This is a genomic window from Streptomyces sp. UNOC14_S4 (assembly GCF_020740835.1).
Classification (GTDB): domain Bacteria; phylum Actinomycetota; class Actinomycetes; order Streptomycetales; family Streptomycetaceae; genus Streptomyces.
The window spans coordinates 1-2,313 of sequence record NZ_JAINFC010000796.1 but is presented as its reverse complement, the minus strand read 5'-3'; the positions used below and the strand labels follow the sequence as shown (position 1 = coordinate 2,313).

General features: G+C 75.8%; 2 protein-coding genes. Both read left to right on the top strand.

Annotated features, from left to right (window positions below):
- Window positions 1-167: 167 nt before the first annotated feature.
- Entirely contained in the window at window positions 168-1,484 is a 1,317-nt protein-coding gene (locus tag K6I34_RS35825; protein ID WP_229332208.1) for a histidine kinase, read from the top strand.
- A 5-nt stretch (window positions 1,485-1,489) separates the two neighbouring features.
- Window positions 1,490-2,185 (top strand): response regulator transcription factor, encoded by a 696-nt coding sequence (locus tag K6I34_RS35820; protein ID WP_229332207.1) that lies wholly within the window; start codon window positions 1,490-1,492, stop codon window positions 2,183-2,185.
- The last annotated feature ends 128 nt before the right edge of the window (window positions 2,186-2,313 follow it).

The window sequence follows — 2,313 nt, the reverse complement described above, 5'->3', positions numbered from 1 at the left end:
GCACAACTCCAGCACCCGCGGCGCTCCCGGCCCCCAGTGGGCCGGGAGCGCGTCGGCTGTGCCCATGCCTGCCCGGTTCCTGTCCGTGCCTGCCCGTACGCCCCGCTCCGCCGTGCCGTGGACGCCATGAGGCCCCTGCCCCCTGCCGATGGGAACGGTCCCCTCTCGTGCCCCCTGTCTCCGTCTCCGTCAGCGGTCTGAGCCGCACGCGCTGCTGGCTGCGGACCCACCCGCTCGCCGCCGACGTGCTGCTGGCCGCCGCCACCTTCGCGACCGTCCTCATCGGGGCGGTCGTCAACCGCCATGGCACGCTCCCCGCCCCGGGCCTGAACTTCCTCCTGCTCGGCGCCGTGGCCTGCGCCTGCCTCGCCGCGCGCCGCAGAGCCCCGCGCACGGTCCTGTGCGCCACGTCCGTCCTCACCCTCGTCGAGGTCGTCACCGGCCGCGACGACCCGCCGCGCACCCAGATAGCGATGGCCGTCGTCGTCGCCCTCTACACCGTCGCCTCGCGCACCGAACGCCCCGCCACCTGGCGCATCGCCGCGCTCACCCTCGCCCTCCTCGCCGGGATCGTCGTGCTCTCCGGGGCCCCGCCCTGGTACTCGCAGGAGAACCTCGGCCTCATCGCCTGGACCGGCCTGGCCGCCGCCGCGGGCGACGCCGTCCGCAGCCGCCGCGCCTACATCGCGGCCATCGAGGAACGGGCCGTACGGGCCGAGCTCACCCGCGAGGAGGAGGCCCGCCGCAGGGTCGCCGAGGAACGGCTGCGGATCGCCCGCGAACTGCACGACGTCGTCGCCCACCACATCGCCCTCGTCAACGTCCAGGCCGGGGTCGCCTCGCACGTCATGGACAGCCGTCCCGACCAGGCCAAGGAGGCCCTCGCCCACGTGCGCGAGGCCAGCCGCTCGGCACTCGCCGAACTGAGCGCGACCGTCGGCCTGCTGCGCCAGTACGGCGACCCGGAGGCCCCCACGGAGCCGGCGCCCGGCCTCGCCGCCCTCGACCAGCTCGTCGACGGCTTCGCCCGCGCGGGCCTGTACGTCGCCGTCAGCACGGCCTCGGACGCGGCCGACGGCCCCGGCACGGGTACGGGGGCGGGGGCGGACCGGGCCGCCGCCGTCATCGGGAAACTGCCCGCCGCCGTCGACCTCACCGCGTACCGGGTCCTCCAGGAGGCCCTGACCAACGTCCATAAACATGCCGGGCCCGGCGCCCGTGCCGAGATCTCCCTGGAGCGCGCCGCGGACGGCCTCCGCCTCACTGTCCTGGACGACGGCGGCGACCCGCCCCCGGAGCCCGCGCCGCCGCCCGGGGCGCCCGGCCGTCCCGCCGGCGGCCACGGCCTGCTGGGCATGCGCGAGCGCGCCTGCGCCCTCGGCGGCACCTGCGAGGCGGGCCCCCGCGACGGCGCCCCCGGCTTCCGGGTCAGCGTGACGCTGCCGCTCGCCGCCCGTGCGGGCGGCGGATCCCGCCTAGGCTGAGGGCCATGTCTGACGAGCTGCCCGCGGAGCGCATACGCGTCCTCCTCGCCGACGACCAGGCGCTGCTCCGCAGCGCGTTCCGGGTCCTGGTGAACTCCGAGCCGGACATGACCGTGGTGGGGGAGGCCGCGGACGGCGCCGAGGCCGTCGAGCTCGCCCGCCGCCACGTGCCGGACGTCGTCCTGATGGACATCCGCATGCCCGGCACGGACGGTTTCGCCGCGACCCGGACCATCTGCTCCGACCCCGCGCTCGCGGAGGTACGGGTGGTGATGCTGACGACCTTCGAGGTCGACGAGTACGTGGTGCAGTCGCTGCGCGCGGGCGCCTCGGGCTTCCTCGGCAAAGGCGCGGAGCCGGAGGAACTGCTCTCCGCGATCCGCGTCGTCCGGGCGGGCGAGGCCCTGCTCTCCCCGACCGCCACGAAGGGCCTCATCGCGAAGTTCCTGGCCCAGGGCGGCCCGGAGCCGAGCCCTTCGGCAGGCGGCCGCCTCGACGTTTTGACGGGGCGGGAGCGGGAGGTGCTGGTGCAGGTCGCCGGGGGGCTGTCGAACGACGAGATCGGCGAGCGGCTGACCGTCAGCCCGCTGACGGTCAAGACGCATGTGAATCGGGCGATGGCGAAACTGGGCGCGAGGGATCGCGCCCAACTCGTCGTCATCGCGTACGAGTCGGGGCTGGTGCGGCCCCGCGCGGACTGACTCCCGGGGCTTCGCCCCGGGCCCCGTTGCGCCTATGGGGGTGCGTCTTGCGTCCGGTGCGCGTCTGCGGGCCCGGCGGGGGCTGGTCGCGCAGTTCCCCGCGCCCCTGATGGGGGTGCATCGCCGTC